The sequence below is a fragment of the Mycobacterium timonense genome (genome assembly GCF_025821985.1).
GTDB lineage: Bacteria > Actinomycetota > Actinomycetes > Mycobacteriales > Mycobacteriaceae > Mycobacterium > Mycobacterium avium.
In genome coordinates this window covers 159,453-185,634 of the sequence record NZ_JACKSY010000008.1, presented here as the reverse complement: position 1 = coordinate 185,634, position 26,182 = coordinate 159,453, and the positions used below count along the sequence as shown (strand labels likewise).

The 26,182-nt window shown below is 68.4% G+C and carries 23 protein-coding genes and 2 tRNA genes; 18 read left to right on the top strand and 7 right to left on the bottom strand.

The genetic code is table 11. The annotated features are described in order from the left end of the window. Window positions 1-72: 72 nt before the first annotated feature. The 3 genes from H7I87_RS02050 to H7I87_RS02040 are packed head-to-tail and all read left to right on the top strand — an operon-like array spanning window position 73 to window position 3,917. A complete protein-coding gene (locus H7I87_RS02050; RefSeq protein ID WP_011725713.1) occupies window positions 73-519 on the top strand; it encodes an MmpS family transport accessory protein in 447 nt (148 codons plus the stop codon). Beyond that, window positions 516-3,434, top strand: a complete 2,919-nt coding sequence (locus H7I87_RS02045) for an MMPL/RND family transporter (protein WP_023861060.1) — start codon at window positions 516-518, stop codon at window positions 3,432-3,434. The genes H7I87_RS02050 and H7I87_RS02045 overlap by 4 nt, the downstream gene beginning before the upstream one ends. A gap of 48 nt (window positions 3,435-3,482) precedes the next feature. Further along, window positions 3,483-3,917 (top strand): hypothetical protein, encoded by a 435-nt coding sequence (locus H7I87_RS02040; protein WP_003874993.1) that lies wholly within the window; start codon window positions 3,483-3,485, stop codon window positions 3,915-3,917. Between the two features lie 32 nt (window positions 3,918-3,949). Here H7I87_RS02040 and H7I87_RS02035 read toward each other — a convergent pair whose 3' ends face one another. Continuing rightward, window positions 3,950-4,606 carry an ACT domain-containing protein gene (locus H7I87_RS02035; protein ID WP_085978616.1) on the bottom strand — a complete coding sequence of 219 codons (657 nt, stop codon included), beginning with the start codon at window positions 4,604-4,606 and terminating at the stop codon, window positions 3,950-3,952. Window positions 4,607-4,732: 126 nt separating this feature from the next. On the opposite strand from H7I87_RS02035, the gene gatC reads away from it, so the two are divergent. The 5 genes from gatC to gatB all read left to right on the top strand — a co-directional run bounded on the left by gatC (window position 4,733) and on the right by gatB (window position 10,371). Further along, complete coding sequence (gatC, locus tag H7I87_RS02030; protein ID WP_003874995.1) at window positions 4,733-5,029, top strand: Asp-tRNA(Asn)/Glu-tRNA(Gln) amidotransferase subunit GatC; 297 nt, start codon at window positions 4,733-4,735, stop codon at window positions 5,027-5,029. After that, window positions 5,026-6,507, top strand: a complete 1,482-nt coding sequence (gatA, locus tag H7I87_RS02025) for an Asp-tRNA(Asn)/Glu-tRNA(Gln) amidotransferase subunit GatA (RefSeq protein ID WP_019734175.1) — start codon at window positions 5,026-5,028, stop codon at window positions 6,505-6,507. Before gatC ends, gatA begins: the two co-directional genes overlap by 4 nt. Before the next feature lie 41 nt (window positions 6,508-6,548). After that, a complete protein-coding gene (locus H7I87_RS02020) occupies window positions 6,549-7,580 on the top strand; it encodes an ATP-dependent 6-phosphofructokinase (protein WP_003874997.1) in 1,032 nt (343 codons plus the stop codon). Between the two features lie 141 nt (window positions 7,581-7,721). Further along, the gene (locus tag H7I87_RS02015; protein ID WP_196243710.1) at window positions 7,722-8,849 is read left to right on the top strand and encodes a MinD/ParA family ATP-binding protein; all 1,128 of its coding nucleotides are present in this window, start codon (window positions 7,722-7,724) and stop codon (window positions 8,847-8,849) included. A 10-nt stretch (window positions 8,850-8,859) separates the two neighbouring features. Beyond that, window positions 8,860-10,371 (top strand): Asp-tRNA(Asn)/Glu-tRNA(Gln) amidotransferase subunit GatB, encoded by a 1,512-nt coding sequence (gatB, locus tag H7I87_RS02010; RefSeq protein ID WP_019733034.1) that lies wholly within the window; start codon window positions 8,860-8,862, stop codon window positions 10,369-10,371. Window positions 10,372-10,461: 90 nt separating this feature from the next. On the opposite strand, the gene H7I87_RS02005 is transcribed toward gatB, so the two are convergent. Beyond that, on the bottom strand, window positions 10,462-11,592 hold the full coding sequence (locus tag H7I87_RS02005) for a PQQ-dependent sugar dehydrogenase (RefSeq protein ID WP_044088370.1): 1,131 nt from the start codon (window positions 11,590-11,592) through the stop codon (window positions 10,462-10,464). 231 nt (window positions 11,593-11,823) lie between these two features. Here H7I87_RS02005 and H7I87_RS02000 point away from each other — a divergent pair, with 231 nt between their 5' ends. Further along, a complete protein-coding gene (locus H7I87_RS02000; protein WP_003875001.1) occupies window positions 11,824-12,684 on the top strand; it encodes a DoxX family protein in 861 nt (286 codons plus the stop codon). 18 nt (window positions 12,685-12,702) lie between these two features. Here H7I87_RS02000 and H7I87_RS01995 read toward each other — a convergent pair whose 3' ends face one another. Further along, window positions 12,703-13,062, bottom strand: coding sequence for a PH domain-containing protein (locus tag H7I87_RS01995; protein ID WP_081256546.1), 360 nt, complete (start codon window positions 13,060-13,062; stop codon window positions 12,703-12,705). A 314-nt stretch (window positions 13,063-13,376) separates the two neighbouring features. On the opposite strand from H7I87_RS01995, the gene H7I87_RS01990 reads away from it, so the two are divergent. The 3 genes from H7I87_RS01990 (at window position 13,377) to ilvC (ending at window position 16,815) form a co-directional block, all read left to right on the top strand. Then, complete coding sequence (locus H7I87_RS01990; RefSeq protein WP_009978243.1) at window positions 13,377-15,245, top strand: acetolactate synthase large subunit; 1,869 nt, start codon at window positions 13,377-13,379, stop codon at window positions 15,243-15,245. Further along, window positions 15,245-15,751: an acetolactate synthase small subunit gene (gene ilvN / locus H7I87_RS01985; RefSeq protein ID WP_003878744.1), complete on the top strand. Its 507-nt coding sequence runs from the start codon at window positions 15,245-15,247 to the stop codon at window positions 15,749-15,751. The genes H7I87_RS01990 and ilvN overlap by 1 nt, the downstream gene beginning before the upstream one ends. A 62-nt stretch (window positions 15,752-15,813) precedes the next feature. Beyond that, the gene (gene ilvC, locus H7I87_RS01980) at window positions 15,814-16,815 is read left to right on the top strand and encodes a ketol-acid reductoisomerase (RefSeq protein ID WP_019733037.1); all 1,002 of its coding nucleotides are present in this window, start codon (window positions 15,814-15,816) and stop codon (window positions 16,813-16,815) included. A 69-nt stretch (window positions 16,816-16,884) separates the two neighbouring features. Here ilvC and wrbA read toward each other — a convergent pair whose 3' ends face one another. Continuing rightward, window positions 16,885-17,484, bottom strand: coding sequence for an NAD(P)H:quinone oxidoreductase (wrbA, locus tag H7I87_RS01975; RefSeq protein WP_019733038.1), 600 nt, complete (start codon window positions 17,482-17,484; stop codon window positions 16,885-16,887). Next, window positions 17,481-18,908 (bottom strand): phytoene desaturase family protein, encoded by a 1,428-nt coding sequence (locus H7I87_RS01970; protein WP_019733039.1) that lies wholly within the window; start codon window positions 18,906-18,908, stop codon window positions 17,481-17,483. Before H7I87_RS01970 ends, wrbA begins: the two co-directional genes overlap by 4 nt. Before the next feature lie 29 nt (window positions 18,909-18,937). Here H7I87_RS01970 and serA point away from each other — a divergent pair, with 29 nt between their 5' ends. Continuing rightward, entirely contained in the window at window positions 18,938-20,524 is a 1,587-nt protein-coding gene (gene serA / locus H7I87_RS01965; RefSeq protein ID WP_009978240.1) for a phosphoglycerate dehydrogenase, read from the top strand. A gap of 49 nt (window positions 20,525-20,573) precedes the next feature. Further along, window positions 20,574-21,584: a 3-isopropylmalate dehydrogenase gene (locus H7I87_RS01960; RefSeq protein ID WP_019733040.1), complete on the top strand. Its 1,011-nt coding sequence runs from the start codon at window positions 20,574-20,576 to the stop codon at window positions 21,582-21,584. On the opposite strand, the gene H7I87_RS01955 is transcribed toward H7I87_RS01960, so the two are convergent. Beyond that, window positions 21,484-22,788, bottom strand: a complete 1,305-nt coding sequence (locus H7I87_RS01955; RefSeq protein ID WP_050483954.1) for an MFS transporter — start codon at window positions 22,786-22,788, stop codon at window positions 21,484-21,486. The genes H7I87_RS01960 and H7I87_RS01955 overlap by 101 nt on opposite strands. A 186-nt stretch (window positions 22,789-22,974) precedes the next feature. Between H7I87_RS01955 and H7I87_RS01950 the strand changes: the two genes are divergently transcribed. The 4 genes from H7I87_RS01950 (at window position 22,975) to H7I87_RS01935 (ending at window position 25,635) form a co-directional block, all read left to right on the top strand. Further along, window positions 22,975-23,781: a fumarylacetoacetate hydrolase family protein gene (locus tag H7I87_RS01950; RefSeq protein WP_003878741.1), complete on the top strand. Its 807-nt coding sequence runs from the start codon at window positions 22,975-22,977 to the stop codon at window positions 23,779-23,781. Then, window positions 23,778-25,256, top strand: coding sequence for a glutamate--tRNA ligase (gltX, locus tag H7I87_RS01945; protein ID WP_076220925.1), 1,479 nt, complete (start codon window positions 23,778-23,780; stop codon window positions 25,254-25,256). Before H7I87_RS01950 ends, gltX begins: the two co-directional genes overlap by 4 nt. Before the next feature lie 151 nt (window positions 25,257-25,407). Further along, window positions 25,408-25,479: transfer RNA gene (locus tag H7I87_RS01940), tRNA-Gln, on the top strand. Window positions 25,480-25,562: 83 nt separating this feature from the next. Beyond that, window positions 25,563-25,635 (top strand) — tRNA-Glu (locus H7I87_RS01935). 17 nt (window positions 25,636-25,652) lie between these two features. Here H7I87_RS01935 and H7I87_RS01930 read toward each other — a convergent pair. Further along, window positions 25,653-26,165, bottom strand: coding sequence for a pyridoxamine 5'-phosphate oxidase family protein (locus tag H7I87_RS01930; protein WP_033717624.1), 513 nt, complete (start codon window positions 26,163-26,165; stop codon window positions 25,653-25,655). Window positions 26,166-26,182 lie beyond the last annotated feature (17 nt).

Genomic DNA, 26,182 nt, shown 5'->3' with positions numbered 1-26,182 from the left:
TCCCGCTGATGACGTTGGCAGCCGCGCTCGCCCTAGGGCGTGAGCCGTCACCCGAATTCGAAAGGCTAACGGGTGAAAGGCTTTTCGATAGCGTCGCTGGTCAAGCGAGGGTGGATGGTGCTGGTCGTCGTCGTGGTGGTCGGCGTCGCCGGGTTCTGCGTTTACCGGCTGCACGGCATCTTCGGCTCGCACAACAACACGTCGGCCGCCGGCGGCATCTCCGACCAGACCGAGCCGTTCAGCCCCAAGCACATCACCCTCGAGGTGTTCGGCAACCCGGGGGCGGTGGCGACCATCAACTACGTGGACATCAATGTCCAGCCGCGGCAGGTGCTCAACGCGGCCCTGCCATGGTCGTTGACCATGGTGACGACCCAGCCCGGGGCCTTCAGCAACCTGGTGGCGCAGGGCAACAGTGATTCGCTCGGCTGTCGCATCACGGTGGACGGTGACGTCAAGGACGAAAGGATCGTCAACCAGGTGAACGCCTACACCTTCTGTCTGGTGAAGTCCGCATGACCACGGATCAGGCCACCAGATCCGTTGTGGCGCAGACGATTCGTCGTCTCTCGGTACCGATACTGCTGGTGTGGGTGGCGGTGGCCGCCATCTCCAACATCGCCGTGCCGAACCTGGAGGATGTGGCCAAGGCCCACAACGTGTCCCTGAACACCCCGGCCGCGCCGTCGTTTCAGGCGATGCAGCACATCGGCAAGGTGTTCCACGAATACGATTCCGACAGTGCGGCGATGATCGTGTTGGAGGGCGACAAGCCGCTGGGCGACGACGCCCACCGGTTCTACGACGCGTTGGTCGGCAAGCTCGAACGCGACACCAAACACGTCGAGCACGTACAGAACTTCTGGGGCGATCCGCTGACCGCGGCGGGCTCGCAAAGCAAGGACGGCAAGGCCGCCTATGTGCAGGTCTATCTCGCCGGCAACCAGGGCGATGCGTTGGCCAATGAGTCCGTCGACGCCATCCGCAATATCGTGGAGCACACGCCGCCGCCACCGGGGGTCAAGGCGTACGTGACCGGGGCGGCGCCGCTGGTCACCGATCAGTTCGAGGTGGGCAGCAAGGGCATCTTCAAGGTCACCGTGATCACCGTGCTGGTGATCCTGGCCATGCTGCTATGGGTTTACCGTTCCGTCACAGCGGTTTTCGTGTTGGTCACCGTGATCGTCGAAATGGCCGCCGCCCGGGGCATCGTGGCGTTTCTGGGCAGCGTCGGGTTGATCGGGCTGTCGACGTATGCGACGAACCTGCTCACGCTGCTCGTCATCGCCGCCGGCACCGACTACGCGATCTTCTTCGTCGGCCGTTACCACGAGGCACGCCACGAAGGGCAAGATCGCGAAACCGCCTACTACACCATGTATCGCGGAACCACCCATGTCGTGCTGGGGTCGGGGCTGACGGTGGCGGGTGCGGTGTTGTGTCTGCGCTTCACGCGGCTGAATTACTTTCAGAGCCTGGGGATTCCGGCTGCGATAGGAATCGGGGTCGCCCTGGCGGCCGCGCTCAGCCTGACCCCCGCGGTGATCACGGTGGGCAGCCTGTTCGGGCTCTTCGACCCCAAGCGCCAGATGGCGACGCGGGGGTGGCGGCGCATCGGCACCGCGATCGTGCGCTGGCCGGGCCCGATCCTGGTGGTGGCCACCGGGGTTGCCCTCGTCGGCCTGCTCGCCCTGCCCGGCTATCGGACGAACTACGACGCCCGCCCCTACATGCCGGCCAGCGCCCCGGCGAACACCGGCTACACGGCCGCCGAGCGGCACTTCTCGCAGGCCCGGCTCAATCCCGAGCTGTTGATGATCGAGACCGATCACGACATGCGCAATCCGGCCGACATGATCAACTTGGAGCGCGTCGCCAAAGCGATCGCGCACCTTCCCGGCATCGCCCAGGTCCAGTCCATGACCCGGCCCCTGGGTACCCCGATCGAACACACCTCGTTGGCATTCCAGATCAGCGCGGGCAGCATCGGCAGCATCGAAAACCTGCAATACCAGAAGGAGCGCGCCGAGGATCTGCTCAAACAGGCCGACAACCTCAAAGACACGATCGGCATTCTCAACCAGCAGTATGCGCTGCAAAAGCAGCTCGCGGCCTCCACCCACGATGAGACGCAGAGCTTTCACGACACCATCGCCATCATCAACGACCTGCGGGACAAGATCGCGAACTTCGACGATTTCTTCCGGCCGGTGCGCAGCTATTTCTATTGGGAGAAGCACTGTTTCGACATTCCGGCGTGCTTCGCGTTCCGATCCGTCTTCGACGCGCTCGACGGTATCGACGAGCTGAGCGCGCAGTTTGAAAAGCTCACCGCCAGCCTGGACAAGCTGGACGCGGGCCAACAAAAACTGGTGACCCTGTTGCCGCCCCAGATCGCCGATCAGGAGAAGAACCTCGCGCTGACGCTGTCCAACTACGCCACCAACCTCGGGATCAACGCCCAGACCCGGGCGAACACCGACACCGCCACCGCACTGGGCCAGGCGTACGACGCCGCGAAGAACGACGATTCGTTCTATTTGCCGCCGGAGGCCTTCACCAACCCCGAATTCAAACGAGGACTGAAACTGTTCCTCTCGCCGGACGGCAAGGCCGCCCGCATGATCATCTCGCACGAGGGCGATCCGGCCACCCCCGAAGGCATTTCGCACATCGAGCCGATTCGCAACGCCGCCAAACAGGCCGTCAAGAACACGCCGTTGGGGGACTCCAACATCTATCTCGCCGGCACCGCCGCAACGTACAAGGACATCGCCGAGGGCGCCAAATACGACCTGCTGATCGCGGGGATCGCCGCGCTGAGCCTCATCCTGCTGATCATGGTGCTCATCACCCGAAGCCTGGTCGCCGCGATCGTCATCGTCGGCACGGTGGCGCTGTCGTTGGGCGCCTCGTTCGGCCTGTCCGTGCTGGTTTGGCAGGACATCCTCGGCATCAAGCTGTACTGGATCTGCCTGGCACTGTCCGTCATCATCCTGCTGGCGGTGGGATCCGACTACAACCTGCTGCTGATCTCCCGGTTCAGGGAGGAGATCCACGCCGGCTTGAACACGGGCATCATCCGGTCCATGGCGGGCAGCGGGGCGGTGGTGACCTCCGCCGGACTGGTGTTCGCCTTCACCATGGCCTCCTTCGTCTCCGCCTCGCTGTTGGTGCTGGGTCAGATCGGGACGACGATCGCGCTGGGGCTGTTGTTCGACACGTTGATCGTGCGGTCGTTCATGACGCCGTCGGTCGCCGCGCTGCTGGGCCGGTGGTTCTGGTGGCCCCAGCGGGTGCGTCCCCGGCCGGCCAGCACGATGCTGCGGCCGTACGGTCCGCGGCCGGCGGTTCGCCAGCTGCTGCTCTGGGAAGACGGCGACCCCGCCGTCGCGCCCGAGACACCGTCAGCAGCAAGGCATTCCCGCGGCTAGTTCTCCGGCGATGCCACACCGCCTTGTCCGGCAAAGGAGTGAAGGAACTTGGGCCTGTTTGGTTATCTGGCGGTGCTCGCCGGCGTGACCGAATTGGTGCTCGCCGTCTTCGTCTTCGCCTTCGTGAAGCGGCTGCTGGGGCGCCAGCCCACGCCGATCGGTGAGGAGATCGGCGGCACCAGAAGGGCTTTGGACAAATTGCGCAAAGGCGAACCGATGTCGCAGGAGGAATTCGATTGCGCGGCGCAGACCATCGCCGATCGCAGTTCCCCGCTGGCCTTTTCGATCCCGGCCGCCGTGTTCACCATCGGATGCTTCATCGTGTTCAGCACCCTCGAACTGCACGGGGTCAGATCGCTGCGCATCTACATCGGGTTGTTCCCGATACTGGGAGCCACCAACCTGACCGTTCAGCTGCTGCGGGTCGCTGCCCTGAAAAGGCGTCTGCCGAGGGCCAATGTGGTGGCGGCGAGTAAAACCTAAGTGGGACAACATCATTCGGGCGTGCGCGGGAATCAGCGCAGCATGGTGGCCACGATCCCGGCCAGGTAGCCCAGCCGGGCGACCTCCGACGGCCGGAATTCCGGGCCCGGCCGGCCCAGCACCACCGCGGTGTGCGGGTCGCCCAGCGGCGCCGCGACCATCGTCATGTCCATATCGCGCCACGCCTTGGGCACCCAGTCGCCGCTGCTGTCCAGCGTCATCGCCCGCTCCAGCGGCAGCCAGGGAGCCGAGTCCGCCTTGGTCTCCGGAGCGCCCGAACTGCCGGCCAGGCGGTGCAGCTCGCCACCGGCGCTGCGCAACACCGTGCACCAGCTGACCCGCAGCACCTTGGGCGCCTCGTCGACCAGCACCTGTAGCCTGGCCGTCTTGTCGTCGGCCGCGGCGACGTGGTCGAGCAGTTCCAGCTCGCGGTGGGCCTCCAGCAGACCGGTGTGCGGACGCACACTGTCCACCCGTACCCCCGACAGTGACTCGGCGGCGGTGATCAACGTGTCGGGCATGGCCCCGGCCGGCAGCTCGATCACCAGGTCGTCGATCGCATAACCCGAGCTGCGGTCCACCACGTCCAGCGAGAGGATGTCGGCTCCCACCGAACCGAGCGCCACCGCCAGCGATCCCAGGCTGCCCGGACGGTCGAGGAGCTCGATGCGCAACAGATAGGACGGCACGGCCAACACTGTTGCACAGCCCGGGGTGTTCTGCCCGCCGGGCGTAATCGGGCGTAACGCCAGCGTGGCGGTGGCCGCCGAACGTCACGCCAGCGCGGCGGACGCGGCGGGCTAGGCTTTCCGATCGTGTCCCAGATCTCCCGCGATGAGGTGGCGCACCTGGCCCGGCTGTCCCGGCTGGCGCTGACGGACGCCGAGCTCGACAGCTTCGCCGGCCAGCTCGACGCCATCCTCACCCACGTCAGCCAGGTGCAGGCGGTCGACGTCACCGGCGTCGAACCGACCGACAACCCGCTGAAGGACCTCAACGTCACCCGCCCGGACGAGCCGATGCCCTGCCTGACGCAGGCCGAAGCCCTGGCCGAAGCGCCCGAAGCCGTCGACGGCCGGTTCGCCGTCCCGCAGATCCTGGGGGACGAGTGAACGAGATCATCCGGTCGGACGCCGCGACGCTGGCCGCCCGCATCGCCGCCAAGGAGTTGTCTTCGGTCGAGGTCACCCAGGCCTGCCTGGATCAGATCGCGGCGACCGACGAGCGCTACCACGCCTTTTTGCACGTGGCCGCCGACGAGGCGCTGGGCGCGGCCGCGGTCGTCGACGAGGCGGTGGCCGCGGGCGAGCGGCTGCCCTCGCCGCTGGCCGGGGTGCCGCTGGCGCTCAAGGACGTCTTCACCACCGTCGACATGCCCACCACCTGCGGGTCCAAGATTCTGCAGGGCTGGCGTTCGCCGTACGACGCCACCGTCACCACGAAGCTGCGGGCCGCGGGCATCCCGATCCTGGGCAAGACCAACATGGACGAGTTCGCGATGGGCTCCTCGACCGAGAACTCGGCCTACGGCCCGACCCGCAATCCGTGGAATGTCGAGCGGGTGCCCGGCGGTTCCGGCGGCGGCAGCGCGGCCGCGCTGGCGGCGTTCCAGGCGCCGCTGGCGATCGGCTCCGACACCGGCGGCTCGATCCGGCAGCCCGCCGCGCTGACCGCGACCGTCGGGGTCAAGCCCACCTACGGCACGGTGTCCCGGTACGGCCTGGTGGCCTGCGCGTCATCGCTGGATCAGGGCGGCCCGTGCGCGCGCACCGTGCTCGACACCGCGCTGCTGCACCAGGTGATCGCCGGCCACGACATCCGCGACTCCACCTCCGTCGACGCGCCGGTGCCCGACGTCGTCGGCGCCGCCCGGGCCGGCGCGGCCGGTGACCTCAAGGGTGTTCGGGTCGGGGTGGTCAGGCAGCTGCGCGGCGAGGGATATCAGCCCGGCGTGCTGGCCTCCTTCGAGGCCGCCGTCGAGCAGTTGACCGCGCTGGGCGCCGAGGTGAGCGAGGTCGACTGCCCGCACTTCGAGTACGCGCTGGCCGCCTACTACCTGATTTTGCCCTCGGAGGTGTCCAGCAACCTGGCCCGCTTCGACGCGATGCGCTACGGGCTGCGCATCGGCGACGACGGCAGCCACAGCGCCGAGGAGGTGATGGCGCTGACTCGGGCCGCCGGTTTCGGCCCGGAGGTCAAGCGGCGCATCATGATCGGCACCTACGCGCTGTCGGCCGGCTACTACGACGCTTACTACAACCAGGCCCAGAAGGTGCGCACGCTGATCGCCCGCGACCTCGACAGCGCCTACGAGTCCGTCGACGTGGTGGTCTCGCCGGCCACCCCGACCACCGCGTTCGGGCTGGGGGAGAAGGTCGACGACCCGCTGGCCATGTATCTGTTCGACCTGTGCACGCTGCCGCTGAACCTGGCCGGGCACTGCGGCATGTCGGTGCCATCCGGTCTGTCGCCCGACGACGACCTGCCGGTGGGGTTGCAGATCATGGCGCCCGCGCTGGCCGACGACCGGTTGTACCGGGTCGGCGCCGCCTACGAGGCCGCGCGCGGCCCGCTGCGCAGCGCGATCTAAGCCGCTCGCCATGAAGCCGCCGCCCCAGGCAAGATGAGGTCATGCGGATCGGAGTGCTCACCGGAGGCGGCGACTGCCCCGGGCTCAACGCCGTCATCCGGGCGGTGGTGCGGACCTGCGACTCCCGGTACGGCTCGTCGGTGGTCGGATTCCAGGACGGCTGGCGCGGGTTGCTGGAGAACCGGCGCATCCAGTTGCACAACGACGACCGCAACGACCGGCTGCTGGCCAAGGGCGGGACCATGCTGGGCACCGCCCGCGTGCACCCGGACAAGTTGCGGGCCGGGCTGAACCAGATCAAGCAGACCCTCGACGACAACGGGATCGACGTCCTCATCCCGATCGGCGGCGAAGGGACGCTGACGGCCGCGCACTGGCTCTCCGAGGAGAATGTTCCCGTGGTCGGGGTGCCGAAGACCATCGACAACGACATCGATTGCACCGACGTGACTTTCGGCCACGACACCGCCTTGACCGTCGCCACCGACGCGATCGACCGCCTGCACAGCACGGCCGAATCGCATCAACGGGTGATGCTGGTGGAGGTGATGGGCCGGCACGCCGGCTGGATCGCGCTCAACGCCGGACTGGCCTCCGGCGCGCACATGACCCTGATCCCCGAGCAGCCCTTCGACGTCGAAGAAGTCTGCCGGCTCGTCAAACGTCGCTTCCAGCGCGGGGATTCGCATTTCATCTGCGTCGTCGCCGAGGGTGCCAAACCCATCCCCGGTTCGATTTCCTTGCGGGAAGGCGGGATTGACGAATTCGGCCATGAGCGCTTCACCGGGGTGGCCGCGCAGCTGGGTGCCGAGGTGGAGAAGCGGATCAACAAGGAGGTCCGGGTGACGGTGCTGGGCCACGTGCAGCGCGGCGGCACCCCGACCGCCTACGACCGGGTGCTGGCCACCCGGTTCGGTGTGAACGCGGCCGACGCCGCGCACGCCGGGGAGTACGGCCAGATGGTGTCGCTGCGCGGGCAGGACATCGGACGGGTGCCGCTGGCCGACGCGGTGCGTCAGCTCAAGCTGGTGCCCGAAAGCCGCTACGACGACGCCGCCGCGTTCTTCGGTTAGGCGGTCGGGCCCGCGGTCCGGGCAAACAATCGGTGGCGACGAGTCAACCGCGGCCTGAATTCGCCGGCGAACGGTCCAGGTTGACGCATTGACCGCCTATTTGTGGTTTCCGGACCCGGTCATAAGGGTTATACCGGGGGTATGCGCAACCGCGGTGCGATTCGCGGAGCCGTTCAGCAGCCCGCTGCATCGGCGGGGCCGCCGGGCGCGCCGCGTCCGCCCGGATGGCGCCCCGGCAACGACCCCGCGGCCGCCACCGTCCCGCAACCGCACGGCCCGGCCGGTCGCCGGCCGCCCGCGCCGTCCCGGCGGGTTTCGTCGCCCGTTCGGCCGACGCCGACGCTGGGCGCCACCGCGCTGGACCGCTTCGACCAGCGGGAGGACCAGGCGGCCCGGTTCGACTGGCGGGGCCTGGTGCATCGCCTCACCGGAATCGACCTCGGCCCGGGCAAGGAAGCCACCTACGAAAACGAACTCCGGGCCCGCATTCGGGCGGCCGTCGGCGCCGCCTTTCCCATCGCCGTGCTCAACCTCAAGGGCGGAGTGGGCAAGACGGCGGTGGTGGAGGCGCTCGGTTCCACCTTCGCCGCCGTGCGCGACGACCGGGTGCTCGCCCTGGACATCGACGCCGGCGATCTCGCGGAGCGGCACGGCCGGCACAACCCGCACAGCATGGCCGACCTGCTGCGCGGCGGCCCGGCGACCCGGTACGAGGACATCCGGGCGCTGACCTATATGAACGGCTTCGGGCTGGAAGTGCTCGGCTTGCCGGACTATGCGCGCACCGACTGGCGGCTGGAGCGCCAGGACGTCGTCAAGGCGTTTTCGATGCTGCGCAACCACTACTCGGTGGTGTCAGTCGATTGTGTCAAGGCGCTCAATTCCAGTGTGATGGAAGCGGTCCTGCCGGAGTCGCGAGCGCTGGTGGTGGTCACCAGCCCGGCGATCGACGCCATCCGCAAGACCCAGACCACGCTGGAGTGGTTGCGCCACAACGGGTATCAGCGACTGATGCGCTCGACCGTGCTGGCCGTCAACCATGTCGAGCCGGCCAAGGTGGACGCGGTGGCCGTCACCGAACTCGACCGGCTGTCCGCCCGGGTCGGCGCCACCGTGGTGTTGCCGTTCGACCGGCACGTGCACGAGGGCAGAAAGATCGCGCTGGACCGGTTGAGCAAGGAAAGCCGGCGCAGCTACCTCGAGATGGCGGCCGCACTGGCCGATATGTTCCCGGGCAGGGGAGAGCAGCGCGGTCGCGGTCCCCACTAGGATCGACGCCATGAGTGTTGCCGCCAACGCCGAGCTTATGGACTACGACGACGTCATCGCGCGTTTCGATCCGGTGCTCGGGCTCGAGGTGCACGTCGAGCTGTCCACGGTGACCAAGATGTTCTGCGGCTGCACCACCGCGTTCGGCGCCGAACCCAACACCCAGGTGTGCCCCGTGTGCCTGGGGCTGCCCGGCTCGCTGCCGGTGCTCAACCAGGCGGCGGTCGAGTCGGCCATCCGGATCGGGCTGGCACTCAATTGCGAGATCGTGCCCTGGTGCCGGTTCGCCCGGAAGAACTACTTCTACCCGGACATGCCGAAGAACTACCAGATTTCGCAGTACGACGAGCCCATCGCCATCAACGGCTACCTGGAGGCGCCGCTGGACGACGGCACCACCTGGCGGGTGGACATCGAACGCGCGCACATGGAGGAGGACACCGGCAAGCTCACCCACATCGGCAGCGAGACGGGCCGCATTCACGGCGCGACGACGTCGCTGATCGACTACAACCGTGCCGGTGTGCCGTTGATCGAGATCGTCACCAAACCCATCGTCGGCGCGGGAGAGCGGGCACCGCAGATCGCCCGGGCGTATGTGACGGCTTTACGAGACCTGTTGCGCACCTTGGGTGTATCCGACGTCCGGATGGATCAGGGCTCCATGCGCTGCGACGCCAACGTGTCGCTGAAACCGATCGGCACCGCCGAGTTCGGAACCCGCACCGAAACCAAGAACGTCAACTCGCTCAAGAGCGTCGAGGTGGCGGTGCGTTACGAAATGCAGCGCCAGGCCGCGGTTCTGGCCTCGGGCGGCCGGATCACCCAGGAAACCCGCCACTTTCACGAAGCGGGCTACACCAGCCCCGGGCGCGTCAAGGAGACCGCCGAGGACTACCGCTACTTCCCCGAGCCCGACCTGGAGCCCGTTGCGCCCAGCCGCGAACTGGTGGAGCGGCTGCGGCTGACCATCCCCGAGCTACCGTGGTTGAGCCGCAAGCGGATTCAGCAGGAGTGGGGCGTTTCCGACGAGGTGATGCGCGATCTGGTCAACGCCGGGGCGGTGGACCTGGTCATCGAGACCGTCAAGCACGGCGCACCCAGTGAGCAGGCCCGCGCCTGGTGGGGAAACTTCTTGGTGCAAAAGGCCAATGAGGCCAACGTCGGGCTGGACGAACTGAACATCAGCCCCGCCCAGGTGGCCGCGGTGATCGCCCTGGTCGACGAGGGCAAACTCTCCAACAAGCTGGCCCGCCAGGTCGTGGAAGGCGTGCTGGCCGGGGAGGGCGAACCCGATCAGGTGATGAACGCCCGAGGCCTCGAGCTGGTGCGCGACGACTCGGTCACCCAGGCCGCGGTCGACGAGGCGTTGGCCGCCAATCCCGATGTGGCGGAGAAGATCCGCGGCGGCAAGATCGCGGCGGCCGGCGCGATCGTCGGGGCGGTGATGAAGGCCACCCGCGGCCAGGCCGACGCCGCGCGGGTGCGCGAACTGGTACTGGCCGCCTGCGGCCAAGGCTAGGCTGAGCACCCGCAGCTCGCCGAGCGTGTGGGAAAAGACGCACTAATCAACGAATTTCGTACCCAGGGCCCACGCTCGACGCGTCGACAGTTAGGTCTTGTCGTCGTTGTTGCGCGGGAAGCCGCCGCCCTGCGGGAACAGCGGGAACACCACGTCGTCCAGCTTCTCGGCGTCCCCGGCCGTCTTGTTGACCGTTGCGCCCCAGACGTTTCCGTCCGGCGACATGCGCAGCGCCCACGCGTGCGCGTGGGTGTCCTTGCGCACCACGTCGGGTTCGCCGGTGACCGCGCCGGTGTTCGGCGCCAGCCGCACCGCGACCGTCATCTTGGTGTTGATCAGGTTCACCAGTACGGTCCCGTCCATCGCCGCGCACCCGGCCACGCCGGGTTTGTCCGGCCAGGTCCACACCGTGGAGACGTCCGAGGTCTTGGTGATGCGCTGCAACCGGTCCGCCGTCGGGGTGCGGTCGGCGACGTACAGCGAGCCGTCGACCGGGTCCGTGCACAGGCCGCCGCCGGAGCCGACCCCGGACAGCGCGGTGGTCGGCGGCGCCTGCCCGACGGTGGTGGGCTGCTCGATGCGCAGCACCTTGCCGGCCAGCGACTTGGGATCGGCGGCCAGCGCGGGATTGCCCGCATCGCCGGTCAGCACCACCAGCGTGGTGGGGCTGGTGAACATCAGCGCGCCGGTGTTGCCGGTGGCGCCCTTGGGAATCCCGGTCAGGATGTCCTTGGGGATGTCGCCGTCGGCCACCCGGATGACCCGATTGTCGGTCGGCGTGCTGACGTAGGCGTACATCAGGCGGTCCTGCTGATACGTCGGTGAGAGCACGATGTCCATCAACCCGCCGTCCCCGGACGGATCGACCGGGATGACCGTCTTCACCTTCGGCTCCGCGCTGACCGAGATCTCTTTGACCGCGCCGGTGGTGCGCTCGGCGACCAGGGCGGTTTTGCTGTCGGGGCCCATGATCAGGCCGCTGGTGCTCTCCAGGCAGCCCTGCATCACTCCGGGAGCCGGACAGGCCTTGGGGAAGGGGGTGGGCGGCAGCGGCGGCGGCGGGGGAGGCGTCGAGCTCGGCTGCGGCTTGAGCTCGGGGGCCGTGGTGAACGGCTGCGACTGCGCGTCGTTGAAGCGTGCGCACCCGCTCGTCAGCAGCACGAGGCCGCACAGCGCAGCGAGCCCGCGCCGCACCGACCGCCCTGATCGCCCTCCTCGCATGACCGTCAGGCTACGGACATTGCCGACCCCGCCGCCACACGCGTCCCGCATGTCCGGCCCCGAAAGCGGCATTGAGAGCGCGTTCGGCCCGCCCGGCACCGGCCCTCAAAACGGGCCGGCGGGCCGATTTCGGGCCCCGGCGGGCCCATTTGGCGGGCAAACCGCCGATTGCCTGGCGAAAGCGCCGCTCAAATCCCCAATTCGGGGCCAACTGCCCTTACCCTGACACCCGTGACCAGTCAACCGAATGACGCACATTGGCAGCGGCCCGGCGAATCCCCGGAGCCAACCCCGGGACGCCCCGCCTCGGCACGGCTGGTCGATCCCGAAGATGACCTGACCCCGGTCGGATACCCCGGCGACTTCAATCCGTCCACCGGGACCACCACCGTCATCCCCTACGGCGGCGCCGCGGCGGTCGCCGGCTCCGGGGCCGCGGGCTACCACCTGCTCGAACAGCAGGAGCCGTTGCCCTACGTCCAGCCGCATTCGGCGGCCCGGCACGCGGCCCCCGAGCCGACCGACGTCGACGACGACGAGCACCACGACCGGTTGCTCGACGTCGGCCGGCGCGGAACCCAGCACCTGGGTTTGCTGGTGTTGCGGGCCGGGCTGGGCGTGGTGCTGGGCGCCCACGGGCTGCAGAAGCTGTTCGGCTGGTGGGGCGGCTCGGGCGTGACGGGACTCCGGAACTCACTGTCCGACGTCGGCTACCAGCACGCCGACATCCTGGCCTACGTCAGTGCCGGCGGCGAGCTGGTGGCCGGGGTGCTGCTGGTGCTGGGCCTGTTCACCCCGCTGGCCGCGGCGGGCGCGCTGGCGTTCTTGATCAACGGCCTGCTGGCGACGGTCTCGGCGCGGCCGCACGCGCACACCTTCTCGTTCTTCCTGCCCCAGGGGCACGAATACCAGATCACCCTCATCGTGATGGCGACCGCGGTCATCCTGTGCGGACCGGGCCGCTACGGCCTGGACGCGCGGCGCGGCTGGGCGCACCGGCCCTTCATCGGGTCGTTCGTCGCCCTGCTGGCCGGCATCGCCGCCGGTGTCGGGGTGTGGGTGGCGCTCAACGGCGTGAATCCGATCGGCTGAGCGGCGTTTTCACCGGTTTCACTGGTACGGGTTGGGCACCCGGCCGGCGCTGGCCCGGGTCAGCTCCGGCAGCGTCGCGAACGTGACCGCCGGCAGGCGCAGCTCGTCGCCGCTTTTCAGGCGGGCGCGCGCCCAGGAACCACGGTGGAAACGCAGCCCGTCGATGTCGTCCCAGCGCACCGTCCGGCTGTCCAGCAGCGTGCGCACGGTCACGCCGCGATCGTCGGCGACGGTCCGCAACCGCACGATCAGCGCCGAAAGCAGCAGCGGCAGCAGCAGCAACGGCGCCGACGGTGGCCAGAGCATCACCGGTATCAGCAGGCCCAAGGTCAAAAACCCGACGGCCAGGTGCGCGATGGGTGACACCTTGATCACCACCGGGGCCGCAGCGGGCGGTGGGGACGGTGCTGGGGACGACGAACCACGGGCCACCCGACCATCATTTCACCCTGAGCAGCGGGGCGCCCACGGCCACGGATTTGACTGCTGAGCTGTGCGAAGACTACCGTCGAGCGCTATGGATACCGCCGGAAAGCCCGGGATGCTCGTAGTAATTAGGCGCGTTGGTGCCTGAGTTGCCCGTCAGCATGTGAAGCAATCCAGCACCAACGCGCAACCCTCGTGCAGCACAAGCTGTCGGGGGTTTTTTGTTGCCCCGCGAGACTCCCAGAGTGAATAAGGACTGATCGACAGTGAGCGCTCCCACCAGGCGGCCCGCCCCCGACGCACCCGGCGCTGCCGGCATCGCCCCGGCCCCGCCGGCCCCGGCCGCGAAGCCCGCCGCCGGCAAACCGAAACGCATTGGGCCCGAACAAGTTACCGGTGCACAATCGGTGATCCGATCGCTGGAGGAGCTCGGCGTCGAGGTGATCTTCGGCATTCCCGGCGGCGCGGTGCTGCCGGTCTATGACCCGCTGTTCGACTCCAAGAAGCTGCGGCACGTGCTGGTCCGCCACGAGCAGGGCGCCGGTCACGCCGCCAGCGGCTACGCGCACGCCACCGGCAAGGTCGGTGTCTGCATGGCCACCTCCGGTCCGGGCGCCACCAACCTGGTCACGGCGCTGGCCGACGCCCAGATGGACTCGATCCCCGTCGTCGCCGTCACCGGCCAGGTGGGACGCACGCTGATCGGTACCGACGCCTTCCAGGAGGCCGACATCTCCGGCATCACCATGCCGATCACCAAGCACAACTTCCTGGTCCGCTCCGGCAACGAAATCCCGCAGGTGCTTGCCGAGGCGTTCCACATCGCCGCCTCCGGCCGCCCCGGCGCGGTGCTCGTCGACATCCCCAAGGACGTGCTGCAGGGCCAGTGCACGTTCAGCTGGCCGCCGCGCATCCACCTGCCCGGGTACAAGCCGACCACCAAACCGCACAGCCGGCAGATCCGCGAAGCCGCCAAGCTGATCGCGGCCGCGCGCAAACCGGTGCTGTACGTGGGCGGCGGTGTCATCCGCGGGGAGGCCAGCGAGCAGCTGCGCGAACTGGCCGAGCTGACCGGCATCCCGGTGGTGACCACGCTGATGGCCCGCGGCGCGTTCCCGGACAGCCACCGTCAGCACCTGGGCATGCCCGGGATGCACGGCACCGTCGCGGCGGTGGCGGCCCTGCAGCGCAGCGACCTGCTGATCGCGCTGGGTACGCGGTTCGATGACCGGGTGACCGGCAAGCTGGACACCTTCGCCCCGGAAGCCAAGGTCATCCACGCCGACATCGACCCGGCCGAGATCGGCAAGAACCGGCATGCCGACGTGCCGATCGTCGGCGACGTCAAGGCCGTCATCGCCGAACTGGTCGAGATGCTGCGCCACGACGGGGCGCCCGGCAATCTCGACATCGCCGACTGGTGGGCCTACCTCGACGACGTCCAGTCCACCTATCCGCTGAGCTACGGGCCGCAGAGCGACGGCAGCCTCGGCCCGGAGTACGTCATCGAGAAGCTGGGCCAGATCGCCGGGCCGGACGCCCTGTACGTGGCGGGCGTGGGTCAGCATCAGATGTGGGCGGCCCAGTTCATCTCCTACGAGAAGCCGCGCACCTGGCTCAATTCCGGCGGCCTGGGCACCATGGGGTTCGCCATTCCGGCCGCGATGGGCGCCAAGATGGGCCGTCCGGAGGCCGAGGTGTGGGCGATCGACGGCGACGGTTGTTTCCAGATGACCAACCAGGAGCTGGCCACCTGCGCCGTCGAGGGCATCCCGATCAAGGTGGCGCTGATCAACAACGGCAACCTGGGCATGGTGCGCCAGTGGCAGACCCTGTTCTACGAAGAGCGGTATTCGCAAACGGATCTGGCCACCCACTCGCACCGCATCCCGGACTTCGTCAAGCTCGCCGAGGCGCTGGGCTGCGTCGGATTGCGTTGCGAGCGTGAGGAAGACGTCGTCGACGTGATCAACGCTGCCCGGGCGATCAACGACCGGCCGGTGGTGATCGACTTCATCGTCGGCGCCGACGCGCAGGTGTGGCCGATGGTGGCCGCCGGCACCAGCAACGACGAGATCCAGGCCGCCCGCGGGATCCGCCCGCTGTTCGACGACGAGACCGAAGGGCACGCCTGATGAGTCCGCAGACGCACACGCTGTCGGTGCTGGTCGAAGACAAACCGGGTGTGCTCGCCCGGGTGGCGGCGCTGTTCAGCCGGCGCGGTTTCAACATCGAATCGCTTGCGGTCGGTGCCACCGAGCAGAAGGACATGTCGCGGATGACGATCGTGGTGTCCGCCGAGGAGACCCCGCTCGAGCAGATCACCAAGCAGCTCAACAAGCTGATCAACGTCATCAAGATCGTTGAGCTGGAGGACGGCAACTCGGTGTCGCGGGAATTGGCGTTGATCAAGGTGCGCGCCGACGCCGGCACCCGCAGTCAGGTGATCGAGGCGGTGAACCTGTTCCGCGCCAAGGTGATTGACGTTTCGCCGGAGGCGCTGACGATCGAGGCCACCGGTGACCGCGGCAAGATCGAGGCGCTGCTGCGGGTGCTGGAGCCCTTCGGTATCCGTGAGATCGTCCAATCGGGAGTGGTGTCGTTGTCCCGCGGTCCGCGCGGAATCGGCACGGCCAAGTAAGTTTTCAGCTGCAACGAGAAGGAGATAGTGAAGTGGCTAACCCGTCCGGGGAGACATTGCCGATGTTCTACGACGACGATGCGGACCTGACCATCATCCAGGGTCGCAAGGTCGGCGTCATCGGATACGGCAGCCAGGGGCATGCGCACTCGCTGAGCCTGCGCGACTCCGGCGTGCAGGTGAAGGTGGGCCTGAAGGAGGGTTCGAAGTCGCGCGCCAAGGTTTCCGAGCAGGGCCTCGACGTCGACACCCCGGCCGCGGTGGCCAAGTGGGCCGACGTCATCATGCTGCTGGCCCCCGACACCGCGCAGGCCGACATCTTCAAGAACGACATCGAGCCGAACCTGTCGGACGGCGACGCATTGTTTTTCGGTCACGGGCTCAACATCCACTTCGGCCTGATCAAGCCGCCCGCCGAGGTCACCGTCGCGATGGTCGCCCCCAAGGGGCCCGGCCACCTGGTGCGCCGCCAGTTCGTCGACGGCAAGGGTGTGCCCTGCCTGATCGCCGTCGACCAGGACCCGACAGGCAAGGGTGAGGCGCTGGCGCTGTCCTACGCCAAGGCCATCGGCGGCACCCGGGCCGGCGTGATCAAGACCACCTTCAAGGACGAGACCGAGACCGACCTGTTCGGTGAGCAGGCCGTGTTGTGCGGTGGCACAGAGGAATTGGTGAAGGCCGGTTTCGACGTGATGGTCGAGTCGGGCTACCCGCCGGAGATGGCGTACTTCGAGGTGCTGCACGAGCTCAAGCTGATCGTCGACCTGATGTACGAGGGCGGCATCGCGCGGATGAACTACTCGGTGTCCGACACCGCGGAGTTCGGTGGCTATCTGTCTGGGCCCCGCGTCATCGACGCCGGGACCAAGGACCGGATGCGCGAGATCCTGCGCGACATCCAGAACGGCGACTTCGTCAAGAAGCTGGTCGCCAACGTCGAGGGCGGCAACAAGCAACTCGAGCAGCTGCGCAAGGAGAACGCCGAGCACCCGATCGAGGTGGTCGGCAAGCGGCTGCGCGACCTGATGAGCTGGGTCGACCGGCCGATCACCGAGACGGCCTAGCGCTTTCGTCGACCGTCACGCTGGCGTGACACTCGGTCACCGGTGTCACGCTGGCGTGACGTTCGTCAGCTAGGAAGCCAGCCGTCCCGCCGTCTCGACCACCCGGCGGGCCAGATGGTCGAGGGCGTTCGCGGTGGGCTCGTCGAACTCGTGGATGTTGTCGTGGGTGGTGACCAGGCTCGCCCCGTACGGGTTGCCGTCGACGAACTTGGACGGATCGGTGTAGCCCGGCGCCACGATGATGCCCCCGAAATGCATCAGCGTGATGTACAGCGACAGCAGCGTGGTTTCCTGGCCGCCGTGCAGGGTGTTGGACGAGGTGAACCCCGCATACACCTTGTCGGCGAGCTTGCCTTGCGCCCACAGTCCGCCCAGCGAGTCGAGAAACGCGCGCAGTTGCGCGGCGGGCGAGCCGAAGCGGGTCGGGGAGCCGAAGATCACCGCGTCGGCCCAGACGATGTCGTCGCCGGTGGCCGCCGGAAGGTCTTTCGTCGCTTGGTAATTGGCCGTCCAGGCCGGATTGTGGGCGAACGATTCCGGGTCCTGGGTTTCGGCGACGTGCCGCAGCCGGACCTGCGCCCCGGCCGACTCGGCGGCCGCGGCGACGCGTCGCGCCATCGTGGTGCCATGTCCGGTGGCCGAGTAGTAGATGATCGCGAGTTTGGTCATGGAGCCAGCCTAGGCATGTCGAGGCCGAACTCGCGGCGCAACAGCGTGCGGGCGGCGTAGTAGCCGGCCATGCCGTGCACGCCGCCCCCGGGCGGGGTTGCCGCGGAGCACAGATACACCTTGGGAATCGGTGTGCTCCAAGGGTTTACCCGTGGCGTGGGCCCCGCGATCGCCCGCCACGCGGAGTTGCCGCCGATCCCGATGTCGCCGCCCACGTAGTTGGCGTTGTGATCGCACAACCGGGCGGCCGGTATCGCGCGCGCCGCGACCACGACGTCGCGGAAACCGGGCGCGAACCGCTCGACCACCGCGGTGACGGCCTCGGTGGCGTCGAGTGTGGACCCCGCCGGCACGTGGGCGTAGGTCCAGAACGGGCGACGGCCGGCGGCGTCGATGCGCCCGGGGTCGGCGACGTGCGGGGACGCGGCCAGCACCATCGGCCACTGCGCGTGCCGGCCGGCGGCGATGTCGGCTTCGGCGCGGGCCATCTGCTCCCGGGTGCCGCCCAGGTGCAGGGTGGGGGCCTGCCGCAGCCGCGGGTCCGACCACGGGATCTCGTCGGAAAGCACGAAGTCGACCTTGGCGACACCGGGACCAAAGGTGTAGCGCCGCAACGCTTTCGCGTACCGAGGTGGCAGAGCGTCACCGTAGATCCGCAGCAGGGCGGTCGGCGCTGTGTCGTAGGCGACCACACCGCCCGGCGGTTCGGTGACCTCGGCGCCCGCGGTGAGTTTGCCGCCGTGCGCGCGCAGGTCGGCGATCAGCGCGTCGGTGATCGCCTGGCTGCCGCCGACCGGGATCGGCCAGCCGACCGAATGCGCCAGCGTGGCCAGCATCAACCCGGCGCCGGCCGCCGTCAACGACGGCATCCGCGAAATGATATGGGCGGCAACGCCGGTGAACAGCGCGCGGGCGTCCTCGCCGGCCAGCGTCCCCCAGGCGGGCGTGCCCTGGGCGAGCATCCGCAGCCCGAGCCGCAACGCCGACGTCGGCGAGTTCGGCAGCGAACGCTTGTCGCCCAGCAGCAGGGCCACCACGTCCTCGGAGCGGGCGACCAACGGGCCGAGCAACCGCCGGAAGGACGCGCCGTGCTCCAGTTCGGCGCAGGTGCGGTCCAGATCGCGGTAGGCGATCGCCGCCGGGCGGCCCGGCAGCGGGTTGGCGTAGGAGATCTCCGGCACCACCAGTTGCACGCCGCGGGCGGGCAGGTCGAACTCGGCGAAGAACGGCGAGGCCAGTGCCAGCGGATGCACCGCCGAGCAGATGTCGTGCAAAACTCCCGCTGAGTCGGGGTCGGCCGCGGTGCGCGCGCCGCCACCGAAGGTCGGTTGAGCTTCCACGACCTGCACTTTCAGGCCGGCCCGGGCGCAGATGAGCGCAGCGGTCAGCCCGTTGGGTCCGCTGCCGACGATGGTGACGTCCACCCGTCAATTACAGCCGATAGGCTGGCCGGGTGAATCTGCCAGTTGTACTCATTGCCGACAAACTCGCCGAATCAACCGTCGCGGCCCTGGGTGACCAGGTCGAGGTGCGCTGGGTAGACGGGCCCGACCGGGAGAAGCTGCTGGCGGCCGTGCCGGAGGCCGACGCGCTGCTGGTGCGCTCGGCCACCACCGTCGACGCCGAGGTGCTGGCGGCCGCGCCCAAGCTGAAGATCGTCGCGCGCGCCGGGGTGGGCCTGGACAACGTCGACGTGGACGCCGCCACCGAGCGCGGGGTGCTGGTGGTCAACGCGCCGACCTCGAACATCCACAGCGCCGCCGAGCACGCGCTGGCGCTGCTGCTGGCCGCCGCGCGCGAGATCCCGGCGGCCGACGCCTCGCTGCGCGAGCACACCTGGAAGCGGTCGTCCTTCTCGGGCACCGAGATCTTCGGCAAGACGGTCGGCGTCGTCGGGCTGGGCCGGATCGGGCAGCTGGTTGCCCAGCGGCTCAGCGCCTTCGGCACTCACCTCATCGCCTACGACCCGTACGTGTCGCCGGCCCGCGCCGCGCAGCTGGGTATCGAGCTGTTGTCGTTGGACGAGCTGCTGGCCCGCGCCGACTTCATCTCCGTGCACCTGCCCAAGACCCCCGAGACGGCGGGGCTGATCGACAAGGACGCGCTGGCCAAGACCAAGCCGGGCGTCATCATCGTCAACGCCGCCCGCGGTGGCCTGGTCGACGAGGCGGCGCTGGCCGACGCGGTGCGCAGCGGCCACGTGCGCGCGGCCGGCCTGGACGTGTTCTCCAAGGAGCCGTGCACCGACAGCCCGCTGTTCGAGCTGCCGCAGGTGGTGGTCACGCCGCATCTGGGTGCGTCCACCACCGAGGCGCAGGATCGGGCGGGCACCGACGTCGCTGCGAGCGTAAAGCTCGCTCTGGCCGGGGAATTCGTTCCCGACGCGGTCAACGTCGCCGGGGGCACGGTGAACGAGGAGGTGGCGCCCTGGCTGGACCTGGTGCGCAAGCTCGGCCTGCTGGCCGCCACGCTGTCCGACGGCCCGCCGGTGTCGCTGTCGGTGCAGGTGCGCGGCGAGTTGGCGTCGGAAGACGTTGAGGTGCTGAAACTTTCGGCTCTGCGGGGGTTGTTCTCCGCCGTCGTGGAGGGGCCCGTGACGTTCGTGAACGCGCCGGCGCTGGCCGAAGAGCGCGGCGTCACCGCCGAGATCAGCACCGCCTCGGAAAGCCCCAACCACCGCAGCGTGGTCGACGTCCGCGCGGTGTCGCACGACGGCACCGTCGTCAACGTCGCGGGAACGCTGTCCGGGCCGCAGCTGGTGGAGAAGATCGTGCAGATCAACGGCCGCAACTTCGACCTGCGCGCCCGCGGCATCAACCTGGTGATCAACTACGTCGACCAGCCCGGTGCGCTGGGCAAGATCGGCACCCTATTGGGCTCGGCCGGGGTGAACATCCAAGCCGCGCAGCTGTCCGAGGACGCCGAGGGCCCAGGCGCGACGATTCTGCTGCGGCTGGATCAAGACGTGCCGGCCGATGTGCGGTCGGCCATCGGCGCGGCGGTCGGCGCGAACAAGCTTGAGGTGGTTGATCTCTCGTGAACCGCCCCGGCGACGATGCAGAGCGTAGCGATGAGGAGGAGCGGCGCCGATGAAACTCGCGGTGATCGGCGGCGACGGGATCGGCCCGGAGGTGACGGCCGAGGCGCTCAAGGTGCTTGACGCGGTGCTGCCCGGTGTGGACAAGACCGAATACGACCTGGGCGCAAGGCGTTACCACGCCACCGGTGAGCTGCTGCCGGACTCGGTGATCGACGAGTTGCGCGCGCATGACGCGATCCTGCTCGGCGCCATCGGCGATCCGTCGGTGCCCAGCGGCGTGCTGGAGCGAGGTCTGTTGCTGCGCTTGCGTTTTGAGCTGGACCATCACATCAACTTGCGACCCGGCCGGCTGTATCCGGGAGTGAGCAGCCCACTGGCCGGAAACCCCGACATCGATTTCGTGGTGGTGCGCGAGGGCACCGAAGGCCCCTACACGGGGACCGGCGGCGCCATCCGCGTCGGCACGCCCAACGAAGTCGCGACCGAGGTCAGTCAGAACACCGCTTTCGGGGTGCGCCGGGTGGTCGTTGACGCCTTCCAGCGCGCCCGGCGGCGCCGCAAGCATTTGACGCTGGTGCACAAGACGAACGTGCTGACCTTCGCCGGCAAGTTGTGGTCACGCATCGTGGCCGAGGTCGGCCGGGACTACCCCGATGTCGAGGTGGCATATCAGCACATCGACGCCGCCACCATCTTCATGGTCACCGATCCGGGCCGCTTCGACGTGATCGTCACCGACAACCTGTTCGGCGACATCATCACCGACCTGTCGGCCGCGGTGTGCGGCGGAATTGGCTTGGCCGCCAGTGGAAATATCGACGGCACCCGGACCAATCCGTCGATGTTCGAGCCCGTGCACGGCAGCGCGCCCGACATCGCCGGCCAAGGCGTCGCCGATCCCACGGCCGCGATCATGTCGGTGGCGCTGCTGCTCGCCCACCTCGGCGAGGACGCCGCCGCTACCCGGGTTGACCGGGCCGTCGAACGATATCTGGCAACGCGTGGGAACGAACGGCCCGCCACCACCGAAGTCGGCGAACGGATTGCCGCCGCGCTCTAGTTTCCAAGCCGGGCGGCAGCAGCCGCGTCGGCACCAGCGGCATCGCCGCCAAGGGGAACAACGCGCACAACAGCCATGCCGGTGGATATTTCGCGGCCGAAATCAACGCGCCGAACAACGGCGGACCGGCGGCCGCCATCATCCGCTGGGTGGTGTTCTGGATGCCCAGGGCGCGTCCACTCCAATACGGCCCGGCGAATTCGGTGATCGCGGTGGCCTCCAGCCCGTTGTCGAGCACCGCGATCACCGAGATGGCCACCATCAGGCCGGCCTGCCACCGCGAATTGAGGTAGTCGGCCCAGGCCAACAGCAGCAGAACCAGCACCGCCGCGGCCGCGATGTAGCGGACGGGCCGCATCCGCGAGCCGAGCCGGTCCGACCAGCGGCCCACCGCGACCCGGCCGAGCGCACCGAGCAGCTGGGAGAGCGTCACCAATGCGCCGGCGGCCGCGACGGACCAGTGCAGGTTCCGGATCAACCACACCAGCATGAACGTCACCGTCACCGTCTGCGGCATCATCATCAGGCCCGCCACCGCGTGAATTCGCCACAGCGTCAACGACCCTCGATACGGGCTGGCGAGTTCCTGATCGCTGGCGCTGGCGCGGGGCTTGCGCGGCGGGTCGACGATACCGATCACGCTGGCGACCGCGCCGAACACGCATGCCAGCGCGGTGAAGCGCAGTCCCGCCTGCGGACCGTGTTCGGCCAGCTCGGGAATGACCATGGCGCCCAACGCGATTCCCAACGGTTGCGCGGTTTGGCGGATGCCCATCGCCAGCCCGCGCTGGTGCGGGGGGAACCAGGCCGACACCAGTCGGCCGCCGGCCGTGTTGCAGCTGGCCGCCGCCATGCCGCCGAGAAACAGGTACGCCGCGATCAGCACCATGGAGTGTGCCGACGACGCGGCGTAGGCGGCCAGTGCGGTCAGCGCCGAGCCGGTGGTCATCACCACCCGCTCGCCGACCCGGTCCAGCACGTAGCCCCACGCCACCAGCGTGACCACCATTCCCCAGCTGGGCATCGAGGCCAGCAGACCGGCTTCGTCGAGCCGAATCCCGCGCGCGCCTTGCAGCGACGGGATCAAGAATGCGACGCCGTTGATGAACAGAAAGGAACTCGCCGTCGCCAGCAGCGAAACGACCATGATCGACCAGCGGGTGCCGGCGCCGACGTCGGGCGTGGCGACGGGGTCGGTCTGCATTCCCCATGCTTGCATACCGCCGGGATATTTAGGGGTAGGACGTGTGCCGTTGCCGGTCATCGGTGCTTGGGGTCGACGGCCCGCCACGCCCGGCTACGCCGCGCTCGCGGCCGTCACGGGGCTCGATGGTGACGGCCCGCCACGCCCGGCTACGCCGCGCTCGCGGCCCTCACTAGGCTGAGCCAAATGCGCCTTGGTCGAATCGCCAGCCCCGACGGTGTCGCCTTCGTCAGTATCGAGGGCGAACTCGACAACCCCGCCGAGATGATCGCCCGCGAAATCGCCGAGCATCCATTCGGCACCCCCAACTTCACCGGCCGGTCGTGGCCGCTCGCCGACGTCCGGCTGCTCGCCCCGATACTGGCCAGCAAGGTGGTGTGCGTCGGCAAGAACTACGCCGACCACATCGCCGAGATGGGCGAGGCGACCGGCCCCGTGCCGGCCGACCCGGTGATCTTCCTCAAACCCAACACCGCCATCATCGGACCGAACGTGCCGATTCGGTTGCCGGCCAACGCATCACCCGTGCACTTCGAGGGCGAGCTGGCGGTGGTGATCGGCCGGCCCTGCAAGGACGTCTCGGCCGCCCAGGCCGCCGAGAACATCCTCGGCTACACCATCGGCAACGACGTGTCGGCGCGCGACCAACAACGATCCGATGGTCAGTGGACGCGGGCCAAGGGCCATGACACCTTCTGCCCGGTCGGGCCGTGGATCGTCACCGACCTCAATCCGCTGGACCCGGGCGACCTGGAATTGCGCACCGAGGTCAACGGCGAGGTCAAACAACGCAGCCGCACGTCGCTGCTGATCCACGACATCGGCTCCATCGTCGAATGGATCTCGGCCGTGATGACCCTGCTGCCCGGTGATCTCATCCTCACCGGAACACCGGCGGGCGTGGGTCCCATCGAGGACGGCGACACCGTCTCCATCACCATCGAGGGCATCGGTACCCTCACCAATCCCGTGGTCCGCAAAGGAAAATCGTGACTGCACCCGCAAACGTCCGGGTCCGATTCTGCCCGTCGCCCACCGGCGCTCCGCACGTCGGCATGGTCCGCACGGCGCTGTTCAATTGGGCCTATGCCCGACACACCGGCGGCACCTTCGTGTTTCGCATCGAGGACACCGACGCGGCGCGCGACAGCGAGGAAAGCTACCTGGCGCTGCTGGACGCGCTGCGCTGGCTGGGCCTGGACTGGGACGAGGGGCCGGAGGTGGGCGGCCCGTACGGCCCCTACCGGCAGTCACAGCGCGGCGAGATCTACCGCGACGTGGTGGCCAAGCTGGTCGAGGCGGGCGAGGCGTATTACGCCTTCTCCACCCCGGAGGAGGTCGAGGCGCGGCACATCGCCGCCGGCCGTAATCCCAAGCTGGGCTACGACAACTTCGATCGCCACCTCACCGATTCGCAGCGCGCCGCCTTCCTGGCCGAGGGCCGCCAACCGGTGGTGCGGCTGCGGATGCCCGACGAAGATCTCGGCTGGGACGACCTGGTCCGCGGCAGCACCGTCTTCGCCGCCGGCTCCGTGCCCGACTTCGCGTTGACCCGCGCCAACGGAGATCCCTTGTACACGTTGGTCAACCCGTGCGACGACGCGCTGATGAAGATCACCCACGTGCTGCGCGGCGAGGACCTGCTGCCCTCGACACCGCGTCAGCTCGCGCTGTATCAGGCGCTGATCCGAATCGGCGTGGCCGAGCGCATCCCGCAGTTCGCCCACCTGCCAACGGTATTGGGGGAGGGCACCAAAAAGCTCTCCAAGCGCGACCCCCAGTCCAACCTGTTCGCCCACCGCGACCGCGGCTTCATCCCCGAAGGGCTGCTCAATTACCTTGCGCTGCTGGGCTGGGCCATCGCCGACGACCGCGACGTGTTCAGCCTGGACGAGATGGTGGCCGCCTTCGACGTCGTCGACGTCAACTCCAATCCGGCCCGCTTCGACCAGAAGAAGGCCGACGCGCTCAACGCCGAGCACATCCGGATGCTGACCGCCGCGGACTTCGCCGCCAGGCTGCGCGACTACCTCGACGTCCACGGGCATCGCCTCGCGCTCGACGACGCGGCGTTCGCCACCGCCGCCGAGTTGGTGCAGACCCGCATCGTGGTGCTCGGCGACGCGTGGGACCTGTTGAAGTTCCTCAACGACGACGAGTACGCGATCGACCCGAAGGCCGCCGCCAAGGAGCTGGGGCCCGACGGCGCCGCGGTGCTGGACGCGGCGCTGCCCGCGCTGGACGCCGTGACGGACTGGGCGGCGCCGCAGATCGAGGCCGCGCTGAAGACCGCGCTCATCGACGGCCTGGGCCTCAAACCGCGCAAGGCGTTCGGGCCGATCCGGGTGGGCGCCACCGGGACGACGATCAGCCCGCCGCTGTTCGAATCGCTGCAGCTGCTGGGCCGCGACCGCAGCTTGCGGAGGTTGCGCGCGGCGCGGGAGCGGGCCGGTCAGCACAGCGCCTGAGCGACGAGCACCACACGTGCGGATGGCCCCGGCGAGTCTTTGGTAGTCTGCACTGCGGTTCACAAAGGCCGAAGAACGACTGGCGGCGGCGGTCCCCGAAGCGCTAACAAAAGCCCGAGATCGACGCTGACCAGCTGTTTTAGGCAGCCAATGGGGTATGGTGTAATTGGCAACACAGCTGATTCTGGTTCAGCCGTTCTAGGTTCGAGTCCTGGTACCCCAGCAAAACCCCGCCGTTCCAAGCGATTAGGTGGGCTTAGCGGGGTGAGCTATGCTGACACCTCGGATCGTCTGTGGATCGTGTCTGGCCCCGTCGTCTAGCGGCCTAGGACGCCGCCCTCTCACGGCGGTAGCGTGGGTTCGAATCCCATCGGGGCTACAAAACCAAGACCGCGGTCACCGGTCGGTGCCCAGCACCGCCGGCGCCGTCGATCCACCCACCGGCATGGGCGGCAAGCCGAGTTTGCGGTGATCCCAGGAACGCGCCCGGTGGGCCACGATGCGAACACAGACCCGCTTGTTCATCATCTGCTCAACGAACGGCTTCATCTCGTCGGTGTAGGGACCGGTGTAGCGCTCGAAGACGCTGACCCCCACCCGGTGGGCGACGTCGGGATCGTCGACGAGTTCCGCCACCCCTTCGAACGACACGCCGCGCAGGGTGTCGTAGGTGTCGCCGTCCTCGATGAGGAAGCTCACCCGCGGGTCGCGCTTGAGGTTGATGGCCTTCTGCGACTTGGCCTTGGTCTCCAGCCAGATCTCGCCGTCGACGACGGCGTACCACATGGCGGTCAGATGAGGCTGCCCGTCCCGGCCGATGGTGGCCAGCGTGCCGGTGCGGCTCTTGACGACGAAGTCGGCGATCTCATCGTCGGACATGACGATGCTCGCGCGCTGATTGGTTCCCATGCCGGTCAGTCTGTCAG